General features: G+C 61.6%; 17 protein-coding genes and 1 pseudogene. 8 read left to right on the top strand and 10 right to left on the bottom strand.

Annotated features, from left to right (window positions below; translation table 11 throughout):
* Positions 1–4: 4 nt before the first annotated feature.
* Entirely contained in the window at positions 5–661 is a 657-nt protein-coding gene (locus D2E23_RS00580) for an ATP-binding cassette domain-containing protein (protein ID WP_126029078.1), read from the bottom strand.
* Positions 662–941: 280 nt separating this feature from the next.
* Between D2E23_RS00580 and D2E23_RS00575 the strand changes: the two genes are divergently transcribed.
* Complete coding sequence (locus D2E23_RS00575) at positions 942–1,934, top strand: CPBP family intramembrane glutamic endopeptidase (protein WP_164520601.1); 993 nt, start codon at positions 942–944, stop codon at positions 1,932–1,934.
* 69 nt (positions 1,935–2,003) lie between these two features.
* Here the strand turns inward: D2E23_RS00575 and D2E23_RS00570 are convergent, their stop codons facing one another.
* Positions 2,004–2,714 (bottom strand): SOS response-associated peptidase, encoded by a 711-nt coding sequence (locus tag D2E23_RS00570; protein ID WP_126029076.1) that lies wholly within the window; start codon positions 2,712–2,714, stop codon positions 2,004–2,006.
* A gap of 162 nt (positions 2,715–2,876) precedes the next feature.
* Here D2E23_RS00570 and D2E23_RS00565 point away from each other — a divergent pair, with 162 nt between their 5' ends.
* Positions 2,877–3,323, top strand: a complete 447-nt coding sequence (locus D2E23_RS00565; RefSeq protein ID WP_126029354.1) for a VOC family protein — start codon at positions 2,877–2,879, stop codon at positions 3,321–3,323.
* Here the strand turns inward: D2E23_RS00565 and D2E23_RS00560 are convergent.
* The 8 genes from D2E23_RS00560 to D2E23_RS00525 form a co-directional block, all read right to left on the bottom strand.
* Positions 3,310–4,308, bottom strand: a complete 999-nt coding sequence (locus D2E23_RS00560) for a cobalt transporter (protein WP_126029075.1) — start codon at positions 4,306–4,308, stop codon at positions 3,310–3,312. The genes D2E23_RS00565 and D2E23_RS00560 overlap by 14 nt on opposite strands.
* Positions 4,309–4,445: 137 nt before the next feature.
* Complete coding sequence (locus D2E23_RS00555; RefSeq protein WP_126029074.1) at positions 4,446–5,462, bottom strand: hypothetical protein; 1,017 nt, start codon at positions 5,460–5,462, stop codon at positions 4,446–4,448.
* Between the two features lie 287 nt (positions 5,463–5,749).
* Entirely contained in the window at positions 5,750–7,030 is a 1,281-nt protein-coding gene (locus tag D2E23_RS00550) for an ABC transporter substrate-binding protein (RefSeq protein WP_126029073.1), read from the bottom strand.
* Between the two features lie 43 nt (positions 7,031–7,073).
* Entirely contained in the window at positions 7,074–8,432 is a 1,359-nt protein-coding gene (locus D2E23_RS00545; protein ID WP_126029072.1) for an MBL fold metallo-hydrolase, read from the bottom strand.
* Complete coding sequence (locus D2E23_RS00540) at positions 8,416–9,189, bottom strand: carbohydrate ABC transporter permease (protein WP_126029071.1); 774 nt, start codon at positions 9,187–9,189, stop codon at positions 8,416–8,418. Before D2E23_RS00540 ends, D2E23_RS00545 begins: the two co-directional genes overlap by 17 nt.
* Before the next feature lie 41 nt (positions 9,190–9,230).
* Positions 9,231–10,139, bottom strand: coding sequence for a carbohydrate ABC transporter permease (locus tag D2E23_RS00535; protein WP_126029070.1), 909 nt, complete (start codon positions 10,137–10,139; stop codon positions 9,231–9,233).
* On the bottom strand, positions 10,139–11,266 hold the full coding sequence (locus D2E23_RS00530; protein ID WP_126029069.1) for an ABC transporter ATP-binding protein: 1,128 nt from the start codon (positions 11,264–11,266) through the stop codon (positions 10,139–10,141). Before D2E23_RS00530 ends, D2E23_RS00535 begins: the two co-directional genes overlap by 1 nt.
* Positions 11,267–11,342: 76 nt before the next feature.
* Positions 11,343–12,173: a DUF2238 domain-containing protein gene (locus tag D2E23_RS00525; protein WP_420829306.1), complete on the bottom strand. Its 831-nt coding sequence runs from the start codon at positions 12,171–12,173 to the stop codon at positions 11,343–11,345.
* A gap of 207 nt (positions 12,174–12,380) precedes the next feature.
* Between D2E23_RS00525 and D2E23_RS00520 the strand changes: the two genes are divergently transcribed.
* From D2E23_RS00520 to D2E23_RS00495, 6 genes and pseudogenes are all read left to right on the top strand, one after another.
* A complete protein-coding gene (locus tag D2E23_RS00520; protein ID WP_126029067.1) occupies positions 12,381–12,683 on the top strand; it encodes a DUF2316 family protein in 303 nt (100 codons plus the stop codon).
* Between the two features lie 150 nt (positions 12,684–12,833).
* The gene (locus tag D2E23_RS00515; RefSeq protein ID WP_126029066.1) at positions 12,834–13,199 is read left to right on the top strand and encodes a phage holin family protein; all 366 of its coding nucleotides are present in this window, start codon (positions 12,834–12,836) and stop codon (positions 13,197–13,199) included.
* 275 nt (positions 13,200–13,474) lie between these two features.
* A complete protein-coding gene (locus D2E23_RS00510) occupies positions 13,475–13,795 on the top strand; it encodes a transcriptional regulator (RefSeq protein WP_206431962.1) in 321 nt (106 codons plus the stop codon).
* Positions 13,796–13,912: 117 nt separating this feature from the next.
* Complete coding sequence (locus tag D2E23_RS00505; RefSeq protein WP_126029065.1) at positions 13,913–14,131, top strand: helix-turn-helix transcriptional regulator; 219 nt, start codon at positions 13,913–13,915, stop codon at positions 14,129–14,131.
* Between the two features lie 5 nt (positions 14,132–14,136).
* Positions 14,137–14,580: a hypothetical protein gene (locus tag D2E23_RS00500; RefSeq protein WP_126029064.1), complete on the top strand. Its 444-nt coding sequence runs from the start codon at positions 14,137–14,139 to the stop codon at positions 14,578–14,580.
* Positions 14,581–14,690: 110 nt separating this feature from the next.
* A pseudogene (locus tag D2E23_RS00495) lies at positions 14,691–16,199 on the top strand (DUF3375 family protein).
* The last annotated feature ends 1 nt before the right edge of the window (position 16,200 follow it).

Genomic DNA, 16,200 nt, shown 5'->3' with positions numbered 1-16,200 from the left:
GACCCTACCTCCCCTGGTACAGATCCGCGAGGTCCACCCCGGTCAGATCCGGGATCTGGACCGCTTGACCATGACGGATCATGATGCATTCGTCCGGGACTCCCTGGATCTCATGGAGCAGATGCGTGGAGATGACGACGCAGTTCCCCTTGTCCCGATAGGCGCGAAGCGTTTCGGACAGGGCGATCATGCCATCGGGGTCCAGGCCGTTCTGCGGCTCGTCAAGGAACAGGAACCTTGGACGCGGCACGAGGGCGAGACAGAGTTCCAGACGCTCCTTCATGCCGGTCGAGTAGTCCTTTGCCTTTCGTCCATGTGCCGTGCGATCGATGCCCGCATTGTTCAACGCCGTCTCCGGATCCACGTCCAGACCCCAGAATGCGGAGACTACTTCAACGTTCCGCCTGCCACTCAGGTAGGGGAAGAAACTGGGGTGGTCTATTGCCGCGGACATCTCGTTGATATTCGTCTGGGTGTATGTGACCTGCCCGCTCACGGGTTGTATCCGTCCGAGCAGCGTCTTCATCAACGTGGTTTTGCCCGTGCCGTTCGCTCCGAGCAGACAGATGATTCTGCCCGTCCTTAGCTGCAGGTTGATGTTGCTGACGATCGGGGAATTCCTGTACCCGATCGAGAGATTGGTGGCCGATATAGCTGGCATGATTCACCTTTCAAAAGAAGACGGTCTCAAAGGCAAAAGCCAAGGAGCCTTGCCCCCCCCCCCCGGCCGCGTGTCTAACGACGCTGCTTACCATTGGCATCCAAAGGGGGATGCTGTTTCCATGGTCTTCCCCTCCACGTGGAATATCCATCGATCACAGGAATGAATACGCGCCTCATACTCAAGGATGAGGCTCCATCCCCATGGTGTCGCGCTCGCTGCAGTGTCATACTGAAAGAGGGAGCGGGGTTGAATCGGTCTCACACGAAGGGGTATGACCATGAACGATATGCGACGGGCCACGCGGCGAGGAGGCGGCGGACGTCCGATACCGACGGATGATGCGGTACGAATACGGGATCGTGATCTGCTCACCGAGGATCATCCGGTTCGCCGGTATGTGGGCGAGCCGTTGCGGCTCAAGGCGCCGTTGCGCGGTCTCGCGTTCGCGGCCGTGCTCGTCGGCATCATGGTGACCGTCCAGGTCACGGGAGGGGTCATTCTCTCCGTAACGACGGGCAGAGATTCGAAGATACTGATGTCGATGATCGGCGAGCTGACGGGCGCGATCGCAGCCTATGCGGTCGTTGTGTTGGCGATGGAAGGGCGCCGCCATCCCGTGGAATTGCGGCCGTCGCGCATAATCGGCCTGCTGTGGGGCGGGCTCATGGCGTTCGCCTGCATGGCGGCATGCCTGACCGTCATCGCCCTGTTCGGCGGATATCGGATCGTCGGATTCAACGCCGGCTATAATCCGTGGGCCGACCTGCTGACGATGGGACTGGTGGCCGGTGTCGCCGAGGAGATCATCATGCGGGGCATCCTACTGCGCCTGGTCGAAGAGGGCCTCGGCTCATGGGGCGCGGTGGGCGTGTCCGCGCTCGTGTTCGGCCTGCTGCACGTGACCAACCAGGACGGCACGCTGTGGGGCGGCGTCGCGATCGCCATCGAGGCGGGACTCCTGTTCGGCGCGATCTACCTGGCGACGCGCTCCCTGTGGTGGTGCATCGGCTTCCACGCCATGTGGAACATCGCCGAAGGCCCGATCTTCGGCTCCGTCGTATCCGGCACCGGCTCGCAGCAGTCATGGCTGGTCGCACGCTGGAACGGACCGGACCTGCTGACCGGCGGATCCTTCGGCCTCGAGGCCAGCATCGTCCCGGTGATCCTGCTGGGCGGTCTCGCCATCGCCATCCTGATCCGCCTGCAGCGTGACGGTCGCATGCTCGCACCGAACTGGATACGCAACAAACGATTCCCCGCCGAATCATGAATCATGCCGGCGGCCGGCGTGCCGTGACACCAGCCACCGGAAACCCCGCCGGCCATTCGGACGGAACGGTCAGAACAGGCGCAGCGGCTCCTCGCGGACGACGGACCGGATGAGCCGGCGGTCATGCACGCCGGCACGCTCGGCCTCGTCGAGGGGCGCGACCTCGTGGAAGGCGAGCGCGCGGGACAATGCCAGACCATGCTCGTGAACCGGTTCCAGCAGCGTCGAACCATCAACCGTCGGATCCAGCCACGCGTCACGCATCACGGGCGACACGAGCATGGGCATGCGATCATGCACGCTCGCCGGACCATCCACGGCCCCGCAGGTGATGATCGTCGCCGTCAGCAGCCACGGCATCGACCCGGACGCCCGCCACCACGAGTACAGTCCCGCCATAAACAGCGGCGCATCGTCGACGGCATGGAAATAGAACGGTCGCACGCCACGCCACTCGTAGTAGCCCGACGCGGGGATGACGCATCGCATGGACCGCGTCGACTCGGCGAACGTCGGCTTGGACGCGGCCGACTCCACGCGCGCGTTATACGTGGGATACGGCAGACCGTCGGTCGTGCTCCACCGGGGGACGAGCGACCAGCGTGCACCGGTCAGATGACGACGCCCATCCTTTCCCTGGGCCACGACCGCAATGGTCTGCCCGGGCGCGACATCATACGAAGGCTCCGGCAGTTCGGGACCATCGACGTCATCCCCATCCACGGAGAACCCCTCCGCCACGGCATTCCAATCCAAGTCGATCGCGAATCTCCTGCACATGCCCGTCCACCTTCTTTCCTGCTCAGCCATTGTATGGCGTCGGGGGACGACCGGACAGGTCCCGAAGCGGCCCCGGTCCCGCCCCGCCGCCCCAAACGGGCGTTCCGGGAACGCGTGGAACTTCCCATCCGTCACGACCACGACCGGCGTACAGTGACAGGCATGCTCGATCACATCACCCTGCACGTGCGCGATGTGGAACGCAGCATCGCGTTCTACCGGCAGGCGCTCGCACCCCTCGGCTACATCGTCAAGGCCCACCATGAGCCCACGCTCGGCTTCGGCGTCGACGACGGCACCCCGCACTCCGACTTCTACATCTCACCGATCGATACCGACGATCCCGCGGACACCCGGGCAACCCCGGTCACGCATATCGCCTTCCTCGCCCCCGATCATGAAAGCGTCCACGCATTCCACGAGGCGGCGCTCGCCGCCGGGGGAACGGACAACGGCGCACCCGGCCCCAGACCCTACCATCCGGGCTACTATTCGGCGTTCGTCCTCGACCCGGACGGCAACAACATCGAAGCCGTGACCGACTGGGCCGGCTGGTTCACCCACAGGGCCGACAACCCGGCCGACAGGCAAAGCCTCACACAAGCGTGACGCTCAGCGCACTCTGACCCGACTCGCTTCCCGTCCACACGCCGTCGGTACGATTCCAGCTCATCCCGTTCGCGCGTACGGCGTCGATGCCGTACGCACGGGCCTGCGTAACCAGCCACGTGGCCGCCTGCCAGGTGAGCCGTGTGGCACCCGCGTCGGACAGGCCGGCCGGCACCGTCAGCGTGAGCGTCTTCGACGACCCCTCCGCCGCGCTCGCCGACGATGATGCCGACGCCGACGCCGACGATGACGACGAGGCGGTACCGTTCGCCGTGCTCCCATCGGCCGTCGCGCTCGCCGTGCCCGTCGTGACGCTGATCGTGGGGAACGTCTCGCCGAGCGCGGCGACGAGCCCGTTATGGTCGGAGGTGCTTGCCGGTTCGAGTGCGCAGGTGGCGCCGGCCGGTACCTCGCCGGTCAGGGCCTGTGCCCAGGCGCGGGCGAGCCCGTCCCAGTTCGCGTACAGGTCGGGGTATCCGGAGCGTTGCACCTCCTGGGCGGCGTCCTCGGTGGGGATGGTCTGCCAGTCGGGCACTTTGACGAGCGCGTCGTAGAACGCGTTGGCCGCGTAGGTTTCGTCCGTGAGCTGGTCGACGCTTCCCCATCCCTGGCTGGGCCGCTGTTGGAAGAGTCCCACGGAGTCGAGGTCGCCGTAGGTGATGTTGGTGAGCTTGGATTCCTGCATGGCGGTGGCGAGCGCCACGGTGGCCGCATGGTCGGGCAGGCCCCGGTCGATGGCGATCCGGGTGATGAGCGCCGCGTTGGCCGCCTGCGTGGGGTTGAGGGGCATGGTGTCATTTCCGGCCGTGCAGTAGGCATCGGACGCGGAGCGTGGGGCGGGCGTGGTGTCCGTGCGGCGCAGGTTGATCAGGAGGACGATCATGGCGATGGCGGTGAGTGCGGCGACCATGGTGAGCATCACCGCGATCGCCGTGCCGATGCCGCTTCGCCGGCCGCCCCGTCCGTAGTGTGCGTGTCGTCTCATGCCGCCTCCATGCTGTGCCGTTTGTGCCACACATCGTGTCATTCGCAGCTGACATTGCGTTCGCGCAGGGCGTTCCGGCGGACAGTGGTGGAGGGGTGGCCTCCCCATTTCCGGGGAGACCGCCTTGGGAGGCCGGTTCAGGCGAGCCAGCCGGGCCGGCCGTTGCGTACGGCCCGTGTGCCGGTGGTGGTTCCGGTGGCGATCTCCAGTCGGAGCGCCGATTCGGCGAGCCGGTCGAGGTCGCGGCCCAGCCACCAGGAGATGAGGATGAGCGTGCCGCCCAGGCTGGCCCGGCTGACGTTGGCGGCGGCGAGCGCGCTGGCGGGCAGTCGGTTGGCGATGCCGGTGAGCAGGGCGCGCATCATGCGGATGCGCGTCTGGTCGGGGCGGATCCGCACGTGGGAGAGGAGCTCGACGGCGGTGTCGGTGAGCCGTTCGGCCTGGTCGGTCTGCGTGTCGGGGTCCGTGTCGTAGGTGATGTCGTCGATGATGAACCGCAGTTCGCGGTCGCGGGCCGTTCGGTCCTTGTCGGGGATGAGCCGTTCGACCTCGCCGATGATGAGCGCGGCGATGACGCTCGGTGCGGCCGGGGAGGCCATGGCGTCGATGAGGATCTGCATGTCCCGATCCGGGCCGTCGGCGAACAGGCGGTCGGTGCCGCCCGCGGCGATCGCGTCGGCGAGGAGGTGCTGGAATGCTCCCCATACGTCGTGGCGGGCGTTGACGGAGATGGTCAGCTGGTCGAGGCGCAGCGCGGTGTGCACCTGGTGCGGGGCGAGCCGGTTGGCCTGACGGTCGAGGTGCAGGCGCAGGAGCAGCGTCTGCCGGCTGGTGTCGCCGGCCAGGGTGAACGGGGTGAGGGGGATGGTGGGGGAGTCGAGCCGCTGTACGGCCTGCACGTCGTAGGGCTTGAGGCCGCGGATGCGGCCGCGGCGGTCGGGTGCCGGGTATTCCCAGCGGGGCAGGGCGATGCCGTCGGGGCGGATGTAGGTCCTGAGGTAGGGGGTGCGTTCGTCGGTGACGATGAGCCCGTTGCCCATGTCGGTCACGTCCACGGTGCGCGTCGATGCGCGGAGGCGTTCGGATAGGGCGGACAGGTTGATGGGGGAGATGCTGGTGGTGTGTGCTGGGCTGATCGACTGGATCGTCGTCATGATATCCTTTCGTTCCTGTTGGTTGGTCCTGTTCCAGTCCCCTTGAGAGCGTGTGGATACACTACTCCCTCGGTTTCTGGTCAAGGCGTTCCAACTGAGGAACGAAGGCATGAAAAATCAATGCACGAGACCGGAGTATAGCATGCTTTCTGGTCTCGTGCAACGTGTCGGTATTGTTCGGATCCCGATATGCGGACGGCCTCCCCTCGGTGATGAGGGGAGGCCATCCGCATGGGGAGGCGTGTGACGGGTGGTGGGCCGGTCGCACACCTATTGTCGAGCCGGCTTTATTCCTGCCAGTCGGATTCGAATGTGGGCTTGAGCTTGGCGAGCGCGTCCTTGACGCTGCTGTTCGGGTCGGCGAGCACCGCCTCGAGGCTCTTCTCCACGTCGGTGGTGGCCTGTTCGGAGCTGGGCTTGATGGGTGCGGCGATCAGGTTCCGGGTCGCGTCGGCGAGGATGGGCGCGATGGCGGTGTCGGCGGACGTGTACTTGCTGTCCGTGATCGCGGAGGTGCGGATCGGAATGTAGCCGGTCTGCACGCCCCAGGTGATCTGGTTGTCCTTGCCGGTCAGGTACTTCTCGTACAGGTAGGCGGCGGTGCGCTGCTGGCTGGACGCGGAGGTGAACATGTAGATGTCGGTGCCCTGCTGGATGGCGTGCTTGGACGGTTCGGGCGCGGCCGCGTACGTGAACTTGCCGGCGGCGCCTTCCTTGACGAACGATTCGCCGGCGCTGGAGCCGATGTACATGCCGACCTTCTCGCTGGCGAACGGGGCGCTCATGTACTGGTCGGTGCCTGCGGTGCGCAGCCAGCCGTCGCGTACGCCGTCCTGATAGTAGGTGAACGCGTCCTGGGACGCCTTGCTGGTCACGTCGAGGTCCTTGCCGAACTCGCTGCCGTGGTCGGACAGGTACACGGAGTAGAAGTTCTGCAGGGAGTCGAAGCCGGCGCCGGGAATGCCTTTGGCGTCGTGGATCGCCTTGGCGGTGGTCTCCAGCTCCTCGAAGCTGGTGGGGACCTTCAGGCCGAGCTCGTCGAACATGTCCTTGTTGTACCAGAGCACTTCGGTGGACTTGTTGAACGGCATGCCGTAGATCTTCCCATCGAGCGTGACGCTCTTGCGCAGGCCTTCGAGCACGTCGTCCCAGTTGTCGAACTTGAGGTTCTGGTCCTTGGATTCGATGTACGGGGTCTGGTCGACGACCAGGTCGTCGTCGATCGCGTTGATCATCCAGCTGGAGTACGCCTGGGTGATCGTGGGCAGGTTCTTCGGGCTCTGCTGGGCGGCGGTCAGCTTCTGCTGCAGTCCGTCGTAGCTGGACTGGTTCTGCAGTTTGACCGTGATCTTCGGGTTCTCCTTCATGAACGCGTCGGTGATCTGCTGCAGGGTCTTCTCCTGGTCGCCGGTCATGCCATGCCAGAACGTGATGGTCACGTTCCCGGTGATGGTCGTGTCCGGCGTCGCCTCGGACGTCGTGTCCTGTCCGCTGCCGGTTGAACCGCAGCCGGCTAGGGCGAGCGTGGCGGCCAGCACGGCCGGCAGCAGTGTCCTTCTGATCCTCATGATGGTTTCCTCTCTTGTCGGTTGGTTGTCGTCAGGGTGACGTTCAGGGTTCGACGATCATGCCGGGACGGGGGATGACCGTCCTGCCATACGGATTGCGGTACCGGTCGGGACGTTCCCCGTGCACCGGGATGAGCGTACGCGGCCGGACCATGTCGATGATGCCGATCGCCTGCTCCACGTACGCGTGTCCCGAACAGTTCACGTCGTACGCGCGGATGCCCCGGTCGGTGAACCGTCGCATGAACGGCTCGTACGCGGGGTCGAAATCACCCAACGGCAGGGCTCCCGTATGCAGGTGCAGGCCGCCGGCGGCAAGCCGGTCGAAAACCCGGTCCTGCGCCATGGCGTCCAACTGCCAACAGTAGTCGTGACGGTCGGCGATCAGCCGTTCGATGTCCACTTCCATGCCCGGGTCCAGCGTGTCGACTGTCCGCTCGCCGGGCAGCCGATAATAGTAGGATTTCTCGCCGGTGACGGCGGCGAGCACGCCGGCAGCCCGCGCGGCGAGCACGATCCTGCGCGGCGAGAAGGCGATGAGATGACGGACGCGTTCCACGTCGGTGGGATAGTAGTCGAACGTGATCTGCCGGCCCGGATTGGCCTCGATCAGGCCGACCAGTTCGCGCAGCACGTCGGCCTCGCTGGTCTCCGCTTCCACGGCCGGCTCGCCGGGCTCGCGGAACGAGATGCTCACCCCCTCCATGATGAGCATGTCCACGCCACGATTGGCGGCGAGGAACGCCATGGAGTCACCGCCATGCCAGCCGTGGAAGCGCAGGTCACCCGTGTATGCGATGGACGCGTCCGGAGTGTCGATGCGGAAGCCGGCCGCCCCGTACGCGTCATGATCCACCGGCATGAGCGTCACCTGGATCGCTCCGACCGTCACCCGGCCGCCGGCGGGCACGCCGATGATCGGCCGCGTATGATCCCACCCGTCATGACGTGCCCCGGCCGGCAGGCAGAATCCGCCGAACGCGTTCATCGCCCGCACCAGGCGACGCGTGTCCTCCATCATGTACAGGGGGACGGCCGGGTCGATGAGATTGATCATCGCCGAATGATCCAAATGCGCGTGCGAGACGAAGACGGCGACATGATCATGATCGTCACGCCACTCGTGGCCGGGCACCGGAACATCCCGGTCGAACACGCCCGGCAGATAGGGGACGACGCCCGAAGCCACCAAGCCCGGCAGGTCCCGCGGCGTCTCGCCGGCGGCCGGATCGTACACGCAGCCGAAATCGAACACGATCCGATCCCGACCATAGTCGACCAGGATCAGGTTCCCGCCGATCGTGTCCGTGCCGCGCAGCAGCGTGATCCGCGTGCGCTCGCCGACCGTCGTCGCGCTCGCTGTGCTGCCGTTGCCGTGTGTGGGGTCAGCGTTTGATGCCATTGACGTGCACTCCTTCGATGATCCTGCGGTGGAAGACCGCGTACAGGATGAGGATCGGCAGCACGATGATCGTGCTCGCCGCCATCTGCAGTTGGACGGCCGTGCCGCTTTCCGTGACGAACGCGCTCAACCCGTTGCCTACCAGGCGCATGTCCGTCGTGTTGGTCACCAGGATCGGCCACAGGAACGAGTTCCATCCGGAGATGAACAGCAGCAATGCCATGGTGAACAGTGCGGAGCGTGACATCGGGATCATGATCCTCCAGATGTATTCCAGGTCGCCGCACCCGTTCACGATCGCCGCCTTGTAGTATGTGTCTGGGATCGCGGTCAGATACTGGCACAGGTAGAGGATGTAGAACACGCTGGCCAGAGAGGGCAGTATCAGCGCAGCATACGTGTCCAACAAGCCGAGCTGTGCGATCGTTCGATAGTTCGTGAACACGAGGATCTCATACGGCACCATGAGCAGCGCGACCATCATGCCGGTCAGCAGTCGTTTGAACCGGAACCGTAGGCGGACCAGTGCGAACGCGGCCAGTATCGTCGTCGCCAGCGTACCCACCGTCGACAGGCCCGACACGATTACCGTGTTCGCCGCATACCGGGCGAACGGGGCCGCGTGCAGCGCCTCCCCGAAATTCGACCATCGGGCGTGGGCGGGCAGCATGGCGGGAGGCACGCCCGTCGCCTCCTGGAACGACATGAGCGACGCCGACACCATGTACAGGAACGGGAACACCGTCATCCCCGTCATCAGCAGCACGAACCCGTACGCGAAAACCCTGCCCGCACGTCTCACTTCGACAGCCTCCTGACCAGCAGCGACTGCAGCAGCGTGAACACCAGAATCAGCATGAACAGCACTACGGCCGCCGCCATGCCCTGCCCATACCGGCCCTGCACGTAGAACTTGTCATACACGTAGAACACCGCCGTCACCGCACTGTCCGCCACGCCAGGCTTGCCATTGAACAGTACGTACACCTCCGTATACACCTTGAACGCGTTGATCAGATCCATGATCGACAGGAACGTGATCATCGGCGCCAACTGCGGCAGCGTGATCCGAGAGAACCGCTCCCACGCGGACGCCCCATACAGGTCGGCCACCCGATACAGCATCGGGTCGATCGCACGCAGCCCCGACAACAGGATCACAATGTTGAACGCCAACGACAGCCACACGCCGAACACGCACAACGTCACCATGCTCAACCGCGGATCATTGAGAAAATCAAACGGCCCCAACCCAACCAGGGACAACACGTAGTTCACCACACCATAATCACCATTGAACAGGTAGCGGAACACCACGCCAACCGCCACCACACTCGTCAGATACGGGACGAACAGCAGCGCCTCGAACACGCGCGACCCGCGCAGCCCGGAATCCACCGCCACCGCCAGCATCAACGACACCACCAGACCAACCGGCACCGTCACCACCGCAAACACACCCGTATTCACCAACGCGCGCACAAACGACGGATCCGCGAACACCGCCACAAAATTCGACCATCCCGCAAACCGCAAATGCCGCAACGTACCCGACTGAAACGCCATCACCAACACCCGCACCAACGGCAGCACATTAAACACGCCAATACACACCAACGCCGGCAACAACAACAGCCACGCCCGCGGCTGACGCTCCGCACTATACGAGCCAACCCGACCCAGCCAGCGACGCACCACACCAGCCATCAGTACAACCTCCCACCATCAGCGTCAAACACATGCACGCTCACACAATCCAACCCCACCAGCACACGATCGCCAGCCCGCGGCGCACGACGCACATCCACCACACACCGGCAGCGCTCGCCATCCGCCGTGAAATGCACCACCGCATACCGGCCGATCATCTCCACCGACTCCACCAGCACCCCGAACATCACCGGGAAACCATCCGACCCATCACCATCACAACCATCAACAATATGAAAATGCTCAGGACGCACACCCAGCACACACCCGCCAGCAGCCAACACATCCTCAACCTCACCAACAGGCCGACGAAAACGCGCCACATCCAACACATCCAATGGAACCGAAAAATCATCACCCGCCAACACGCGACGCCCAGCATCATACGACAAACGGAACGTATTCAAGGCAGGCGACCCCATGAACCGGGCAACAAACAGATTCGCCGGATCCAAATACAAATCCTGCGGGGCAGCGAACTGCTGAATCACCCCCTGATCCATCACAGCAATCCGATCCCCAATCGACAACGCCTCCTCCTGATCATGCGTCACAAACACCGTCGTCACCCGCGTCGCCTTGACAATACGCCGAATCTCCTCACGAATCGACAACCTAAGCCGCGCATCCAAATTACTCAACGGCTCATCCAACAACAACACACGAGGCTCCTGCACCAACGCACGCGCAATCGCCACCCGCTGCTGCTGCCCACCAGACAAACTCCCCGGCCGCAACCGCGCCAAATCCTCAATACCCGTCAACCGCATAAACCGACGCGCCCGCACCAACGCCTCACCACGAGACACCCTATGCTCCCCAACCCGCAAGGGAAACATCACATTCTCCACCACACTCATATGCGGATACAACGCATAATCCTGAAACACCATCCCAATACCACGATACTTAGGATGCACACAAACCACAGACCGACCATCAATACACACATCACCACCAGACGGATCCAACAACCCGGCAACAATGTTCAACAACGTCGACTTCCCACAACCACTCGGCCCCAACAAACACACCAACTCACCATCACACACCTCAAGACTCACATCCCGAAGCGCCTCGCGCTCGCCGTACCGCTTACTCAAATGCCTGATGGTGATGGACACAACGCCCCCAATCCCGAAACCCTTCGCCTAACCAGCATAGCAAGACCGACCGCACGCCACGAGACACAACAACGACCTAAACACGTGCCCCGCCATCCGACAACCCCTCATCCCCATCACGCACCAAACGCAGATAATCCTGATCCTCCGACTTACGACGCGGCACCAGACTATCGATCAACGCATCAGCACGACCACGATTCCTCACATACAGAAAACCAATGACGGAAAACACGACCGCACCGATGAAATTCACCAGCAGATCCTCCATCGTATCGATCAAACCAATATCAAGATAACCACCAACACCCAGATCCACCCCATTAACACTGGTAGCAGTAATCCCATCAACACGCACCGGCGTATTCCCATGCGCCGGATCAAGAGCAACCGAACTGATCACATGAACAACCGTATCCTTCTGCATATCAAGACCAAACACCAAATCCATCGCAAACTCAAAGAACTCCCACACCACACCAATCGTCATCGAAAAACAAAACGACACCAACGACAAATACGCAGGAGACAACTCAAACCTGACCCGCTCCGACCGATTCAACAAATCCACCAACGAAAAACCAATAGCCGCCGCCAAAAAACCATTCAACGTATGCAACACCGTATCCCAAAACGGAAAGATCTCATAGAACGCACTGATCTCACCCAAAATCTCCGCAGCGAACACAAACGACAACATGATCACCTCAAGCACGGACGGCAACTCAATCCGAAACCGCACCTGCACAAACGCCGGCGCCATCAACATCAACAACGTCAACGCACACAAAAACACATTCTCATAATCACCATTGAAAAACTGCAACACAGCCATCGCAATAACCAGCAAACGCAGAATCGCATACACGGCAAACGACACCTTATGCTGATGAATCTCCAAATTCATCGCCCTACCAAACGTACGCGCCCGCTCACGCCACGAACGCCCACCACTATCCGTCATACTCATCCTTTCCCAGGCACCACTGCACGCTCCAGCCTACCGAACCACCATTATCTCCACGGCAAAACCCCACACACAACCAACAACACCGCCCTACAATCAACAACCGACAACAAGACACACAACCAACACCAGAAAAGAAGAACCACCATGTCACTCACCACCACACAACGAACCGCCACCATCAAAGAATTCAAAGACAACATGCGACGCCTCGGACTCACCACCCAACAACTCGCACAAACATTCAACGTCACCCCACACACCATCGAACGCATCATCAACCTCCAATCCAACCGACTCGAATACCCCTGGATCATCCGCGCCTACCTCATCAACCAAGCCCACCAACAAGACATCGAACTCACACCATTCACCGCACTCCGCGGAGACCCCCACGACTACTGGTTCCTCGACAACACCATCATCGACAACAACACCATCCTCGACTAAAACCCACCACAACCCCACAAACAAAACAACCGCGCTCGAAGGATAGGGGAGCGGGCACGGTCATCATTCCGCCGATCGAACAAGTGTACGAAATGGGGAGAGTCTGTTGCCATGCCACCTTTATTGGTGCTGTGATGCCATAATCGGGGCATGACACGATTTCTTTCCCGTTGGCTTGTGCTCACCATCGCGGCCGGCGTCATGGTAGCCATCCTGCCCGGCATGGAAGCGGTGGGGGAGCCGCCGATTCTCGGCGTAGCCGCATTCTCGCTGTTCCTCGCGCTGATCAACGCCTCGATCAAGCCGGTGGTGCATCTGATCGCCCTGCCGCTGTCGATCATGAGCTTCGGTATTTTCGCGCTGATTCTCAATTGGCTGTTCATGGAGCTTGCCTCGTGGCTTGCCCTGTCGTTGTTCGACGTGGGCGTGATCATTCACGGGTTCCTGTGGGCGGTGATCGGTTCGCTGATCATGTCGATCGTCTCCGGCATCGTCAACGCGGTGATAGGGGACTGACGGAACCGATCGACATCGTCAACAGCGGTAGTTCGGGGTCGTGCCTTCCACAAGGATGAGGCATGACCCCGAACTGTGTACAGGGGCCAATAGCAGCGGGAGTATGTCGGTGTTGCCAAACGAGATGATTAGCGGACAAGGAAAACCCATCATTTATAGACAAGTCTATATCACAGACATCTTCTATAATAAAAACCTACGACACCACCAACCACAAAGCAACTGCCCAAACAACGTCACATACCACCCCAGTACTGCACCGAGAGGAGAGGGCCTTGAACGAAATCATTCATTCTCCGACACGTCTGCGCGTGATGGCCACCATGGCGGAGCTCGGAGTGGGGCGACGCATCTCATTCAAACGCCTGGTGAAGCTACTCGGAGTCACCAAGGGGAATCTTTCGGTGCAGCTGAAGAAGTTGGACGAGGCCGGTTACATCACGATCATCAAGTCGTTCTCCGCGACCGGCATTCCGGCGACGCATGTGAAGCTCACGCGCGAAGGCAAGGCGGCGTTCGACCGGTATCTGGCCGATCTGCAGAAAATCCTCAAACCGGACTTCGACCTGTCCGAGGAACGGTCGGCGGACGACTGAGATCCCGGTCACGCGTTGACGATGGCAATCGAATCATATAAACTGAAGTTAACTTCACATGAAGTAAGCTTCAGTTTTTTGTATCCGCGCGATTCACCAGGGAGGTGAGGCGAATCGGTGAAAAACAAGGTACGTGAATACCGCAGAGCAGCGGGAATGACACAGCAGCAACTGGCGGACGCCGTATTCGTCTCCGCCCGCACCATCATCTCCATAGAGAAAGAGCAGTACAATCCCTCACTCATGCTGGCCTATCGCATGGCCCGCGTATTCGGCACCACGGTCGAGGATCTCTGTCTGCTCGAGGAAAACCGACGACTCGAAGACGAGAGGTGATCATCATGAAGATCCACGGACGCAAAACGCTGCACAGGGCGGTGATCAGCCTGTTCGCGGCGGCGTTCTTTCTGATTCAGGCGGTGTTCGTCACCGCCCCATATACGGGAATGCCGATTTTCGACCGCATTTTCAAGTGGACCCTTCCGGCCCTGTGGCTCGTTGCCGGCATGATGCAATTGGCAAGCGCATTCTCCGAGAAGATGTCGCTTGCCACGGAAGCCACCCTGCCGTTCGACGAACGCGATCGGCAGATCATTTCCCAGGCCAATGCCATGACCGCCAAGGTGTTGGAGGTGACGTTGGTCATCGTGATGGTCGGAACGCTGATGCTGTTGCCGATATATCACAGCGTGGTGCTCGGCACCATCGGCCTTACCTGCGGGATCGTGGTCTGCCTGATGCAGGCGCTGCGGATCGGTTTCGCGCTGTACTACCAGCGTGGATAGGATGGCTGGACGGCCCTGTGGGAGTCGTTCCGTGTCATGCCGCATATGACGTCGTATGCTAGCTTCTATATGCAATCGCACACGTGACGTATGGAAGAGCGAGGTCGGTTTTGGGTGATGTGAGACAGGAGATGGAACGGCTGCGACCGGTGTACGAGACCGGCGTGCTGCGACTGCTTCTCCGCACCAATTCAAGGATGTACGTGGCGCTGCTGCGCTCCGCATTCGATCCGCTGACCACGGAGCTGCCTCGTGAGATCCTGGAGGATCGTCTCGCTCAGGGATTGCGCGGGCTTGCGGAGATCGGTGACTACACGCTTGCCGAGGACCAGACCTATCAGTCGGCCTCGCGGCTGATTCTTGGCGAGCTCACTCGTGAGGGTGCTGGCGATTACGCATGGCTCGCCAACTCGTTGGATGTGGGAACACATCGGTTCCTGTACCGGCTCACCGCCCGCGCCCATCGTGCGATCGACGCGCTCACCAGACTCGATGACGATACGCAGAACCTGTCCGGCGCACAGGCGAACAGCATCATCATGTAGGTCGAGCATGCGCGCATGCAGCTGACCGAGGACCCCCGGGAACGTATCACCCTGCTCAATCGCGAGATCAAGGCCCGCAAGCATGAGATCAAGCGCATTCTGCAGGGGCGGAGTGACAATCGGCTGTCCGAACAGGATGTGGACGACATCATCGCGGTGATCCACAACACGTTGCGTGGTGTACCCGTCGAATTGCATGAACTGGCATTGTCCGAACGCGATAACGGCGACGAGCTACGGCGGCGCATGCAATCCGGCGGCATGAGCGTGGATGAGATCCTCACCGCATACCATGACGAATATCGTCGGGCCTTCCGCGAGTCCGACAGCGGCCGCCGTTTCGAGGACGCATTCCAGGTCATCGTCACCGACGAGGGCCGTCAGCAGATCGACGACGCCATGCGTGCCATCGCCAAGACCCCATATCTGGCAGGGGAGACGAACGCACTGCTCGGACAGGTCAAGTCGGAGCTCGCGCATATCTACGACGGCATCGAGGACGTACGCCGCCAGATGCGCGTCTCTGACGAGGCGGTCAGCCGTCTGGTCCGGCAGCAGACCGACACCCGGTATCGCACCATGCTCGACACACTGAACAAACTGTTCGTCAAACTTAATACCGAGGCGAAAGCCGACCCGGATGACAGTAGCGCGCCATATGAGACCGATACGGCATTCGTCCGTCTTGCAGGCCTTCCGACACGGCCAGCCAAGCCCATGACGCGCGCCACAACACCGGGGCTGGACGATCGTACGGACGCTCAGACCCCGCCTCCCGATATTCGTTCGATGATCGAAGTAGGAGGCCCTCGTCTCAAACGCATGGTCTCGCTCATCCGAGAAAACCCCTGTAAGCGCGGCGATTTGGTGGATATGGCCGCCAGCTTCAACCAATTGCCTGCGGAGGAACGGCGGGAAAGCGAGATCATCGGCTTTCTGGGCAGCATGCGCGCCGAAGGCGATGACTACGTGACCTGGCATTGCGTCACGCTCAATGGTGCGCAACGCTCCTGGAGAACCCGTCCGATAATGGTGGACGAACATCTGCTGGACGACATCATGGAGGAAGGATGAA

It is taken from the genome of Bifidobacterium callimiconis (assembly GCF_003952005.1).
GTDB classification, from domain to species: Bacteria; Actinomycetota; Actinomycetes; order Actinomycetales; family Bifidobacteriaceae; genus Galliscardovia; species Galliscardovia callimiconis.
Note: the sequence above shows the minus strand (reverse complement) of the source record. Positions and strands in the feature narration are given on the sequence as shown.

Bases quoted from the DNA above. Each gene is read 5' to 3' on its own strand.
- D2E23_RS00580 (WP_126029078.1), bottom strand. From the start codon at position 661: ATGCCAGCTATATCGGCCACCAATCTCTCGATCGGGTACAGGAATTCC.
- D2E23_RS00575 (WP_164520601.1), top strand. From the start codon at position 942: ATGAACGATATGCGACGGGCCACGCGGCGAGGAGGCGGCGGACGTCCG.
- D2E23_RS00570 (WP_126029076.1), bottom strand. From the start codon at position 2,714: ATGTGCAGGAGATTCGCGATCGACTTGGATTGGAATGCCGTGGCGGAG.
- D2E23_RS00565 (WP_126029354.1), top strand. From the start codon at position 2,877: ATGCTCGATCACATCACCCTGCACGTGCGCGATGTGGAACGCAGCATC.
- D2E23_RS00560 (WP_126029075.1), bottom strand. From the start codon at position 4,308: ATGAGACGACACGCACACTACGGACGGGGCGGCCGGCGAAGCGGCATC.
- D2E23_RS00555 (WP_126029074.1), bottom strand. From the start codon at position 5,462: ATGACGACGATCCAGTCGATCAGCCCAGCACACACCACCAGCATCTCC.
- D2E23_RS00550 (WP_126029073.1), bottom strand. From the start codon at position 7,030: ATGAGGATCAGAAGGACACTGCTGCCGGCCGTGCTGGCCGCCACGCTC.
- D2E23_RS00545 (WP_126029072.1), bottom strand. From the start codon at position 8,432: ATGGCATCAAACGCTGACCCCACACACGGCAACGGCAGCACAGCGAGC.
- D2E23_RS00540 (WP_126029071.1), bottom strand. From the start codon at position 9,189: ATGACGGGGATGACGGTGTTCCCGTTCCTGTACATGGTGTCGGCGTCG.
- D2E23_RS00535 (WP_126029070.1), bottom strand. From the start codon at position 10,139: ATGGCTGGTGTGGTGCGTCGCTGGCTGGGTCGGGTTGGCTCGTATAGT.
- D2E23_RS00525 (WP_420829306.1), bottom strand. From the start codon at position 12,173: ATGAATTTGGAGATTCATCAGCATAAGGTGTCGTTTGCCGTGTATGCG.
- D2E23_RS00520 (WP_126029067.1), top strand. From the start codon at position 12,381: ATGTCACTCACCACCACACAACGAACCGCCACCATCAAAGAATTCAAA.
- D2E23_RS00515 (WP_126029066.1), top strand. From the start codon at position 12,834: ATGACACGATTTCTTTCCCGTTGGCTTGTGCTCACCATCGCGGCCGGC.
- D2E23_RS00500 (WP_126029064.1), top strand. From the start codon at position 14,137: ATGAAGATCCACGGACGCAAAACGCTGCACAGGGCGGTGATCAGCCTG.